Origin of the sequence: Rhizobium mulingense, assembly GCF_029194105.1 — a bacterium.
Taxonomy (GTDB): Bacteria; Pseudomonadota; Alphaproteobacteria; order Rhizobiales; family Rhizobiaceae; genus Rhizobium; species Rhizobium mulingense.
Genome location: NZ_JARFVE010000037.1, coordinates 1 through 2,500, shown reverse-complemented (window position 1 = coordinate 2,500; position 2,500 = coordinate 1). Strand labels below are relative to the sequence as shown.

Below are 2,500 nucleotides of genomic sequence, written 5' to 3'. Positions count from 1 at the left end.
AATAGCTGGTTCTCCGCGAAATCTATTTAGGTAGAGCGTCGAGCGAATACCCCCGGGGGTAGAGCACTGGATGGGCTATGGGGACTCACCGTCTTACTGATCCTAACCAAACTCCGAATACCGGGGAGTACTACTCGGCAGACACACGGCGGGTGCTAACGTCCGTCGTGAAAAGGGCAACAACCCTAACCTCCAGCTAAGGTCCCCAAGTCATGGCTAAGTGGGAAAGGATGTGAGGATCCCAAAACAACCAGGATGTTGGCTTAGAAGCAGCCATCATTTAAAGAAAGCGTAACAGCTCACTGGTCTAAATAAGGGTCTTTGCGCCGAAAATGTAACGGGGCTGAAGCCATGCACCGAAGCTGAGGATTTGCGAGCAATCGCAAGTGGTAGCGGAGCGTTCCGTAAGCTGATGAAGGGAGACCCGTGAGGGCTCCTGGAGGTATCGGAAGTGCGAATGTTGACATGAGTAACGATAAAGAGGGTGAGAGACCCTCTCGCCGAAAGACCAAGGGTTCCTGCTTAAAGTTAATCTGAGCAGGGTTAGCCGGCCCCTAAGACGAGGCGGACACGCGTAGTCGATGGGAACCACGTTAATATTCGTGGGCCTGGTGGTAGTGACGGATTGCACAAGTTGTTCTGGTTTATTGGATTATCAGGGCAGCGGAGCGGTTCCAGGAAATAGCTCCACCGTATAGACCGTACCCGAAACCGACACAGGTGGTCAGGTAGAGTATACCAAGGCGCTTGAGAGAACTATGTTGAAGGAACTCGGCAAATTGCACGCGTAACTTCGGAAGAAGCGTGACCCCATTTTAGGCAACTATGATGGGGTGGCACAGACCAGGGGGTAGCGACTGTTTATCAAAAACACAGGGCTCTGCGAAGTCGCAAGACGACGTATAGGGTCTGACGCCTGCCCGGTGCTGGAAGGTTAAGAGGAGAGGTGCAAGCTTTGAATCGAAGCCCCAGTAAACGGCGGCCGTAACTATAACGGTCCTAAGGTAGCGAAATTCCTTGTCGGGTAAGTTCCGACCTGCACGAATGGCGTAACGACTTCCCCGCTGTCTCCAACATAGACTCAGTGAAATTGAATTCCCCGTGAAGATGCGGGGTTCCTGCGGTCAGACGGAAAGACCCCGTGCACCTTTACTATAGCTTTACACTGGCATTCGTGTCGGCATGTGTAGGATAGGTGGTAGGCTTTGAAGCGGGGACGCCAGTTTCCGTGGAGCCATCCTTGAAATACCACCCTTATCGTCATGGATGTCTAACCGCGGCCCGTCATCCGGGTCCGGGACAGTGTATGGTGGGTAGTTTGACTGGGGCGGTCGCCTCCGAAAGAGTAACGGAGGCGCGCGATGGTGGGCTCAGACCGGTCGGAAATCGGTCGTCGAGTGCAATGGCATAAGCCCGCCTGACTGCGAGACTGACAAGTCGAGCAGAGACGAAAGTCGGTCATAGTGATCCGGTGGTCCCGCGTGGAAGGGCCATCGCTCAACGGATAAAAGGTACGCCGGGGATAACAGGCTGATGACCCCCAAGAGTCCATATCGACGGGGTTGTTTGGCACCTCGATGTCGGCTCATCGCATCCTGGGGCTGGAGCAGGTCCCAAGGGTTTGGCTGTTCGCCAATTAAAGCGGTACGTGAGCTGGGTTCAGAACGTCGTGAGACAGTTCGGTCCCTATCTGCCGTGGGTGTAGGAATATTGACAGGATCTGTCCCTAGTACGAGAGGACCGGGATGGACATATCTCTGGTGGACCTGTTGTCCTGCCAAGGGCATAGCAGGGTAGCTATATATGGACGGGATAACCGCTGAAGGCATCTAAGCGGGAAACCCACCTGAAAACGAGTGTTCCCTATCAGAGCCGTGGAAGACGACCACGTTGATAGGCCGGGTGTGGAAGTGCGGCAACGCATGAAGCTTACCGGTACTAATAGCTCGATCGGCTTGATCGTTCTCATTGACTGTGCTCATCTCAAGGCGACCGCAAAGCGGTCGTCCTGACAAGCGAAGGCGATAGCCTTTGCCCGGGCCCGGCGAACACGAAGTGTTCGTCCGGTTGAGTATCAAAGACGTGTTCAAAACTAATCACTCCCGACTGATCACTAATCACTGTCGGAGTGAACCAGCTTCTCAAACAAAAAGTTGCGCTTTGCCGACCTGGTGGTTATGGCGGGGTGGCTGCACCCGTTCCCTTTCCGAACACGGCCGTGAAACGCCCCTGCGCCCATGGTACTTCGTCTTAAGACGCGGGAGAGTAGGTCGCTGCCAGGTCTGCAAAACGCAACTTCTTCAAAAACAATCTTCTCTCAACAAAACTAACGGCCAAAAGCCGATCAAAAGGCCGCCCATCAAGCGGCCTTTCGTGTTACAATATACCGCGGGGTGGAGCAGCCCGGTAGCTCGTCAGGCTCATAACCTGAAGGCCGCAGGTTCAAATCCTGCCCCCGCAACCATATACAAAAATAGCCCGCCAATCCGGCGGGCTTTTT

At 54.3% G+C, this 2,500-nt stretch carries 1 tRNA gene and 2 rRNA genes (1 of these 3 cut by a window edge); all 3 read left to right on the top strand.

Features of this window, described 5'->3' with window-relative positions:
* Positions 1-1,963 (top strand): 23S ribosomal RNA (locus tag PYR71_RS30380) (it extends 924 nt beyond the left edge of the window).
* Between the two features lie 204 nt (positions 1,964-2,167).
* Positions 2,168-2,282 (top strand): 5S ribosomal RNA (rrf, locus tag PYR71_RS30375).
* Positions 2,283-2,387: 105 nt separating this feature from the next.
* Positions 2,388-2,464 (top strand) — tRNA-Met (locus PYR71_RS30370).
* The last annotated feature ends 36 nt before the right edge of the window (positions 2,465-2,500 follow it).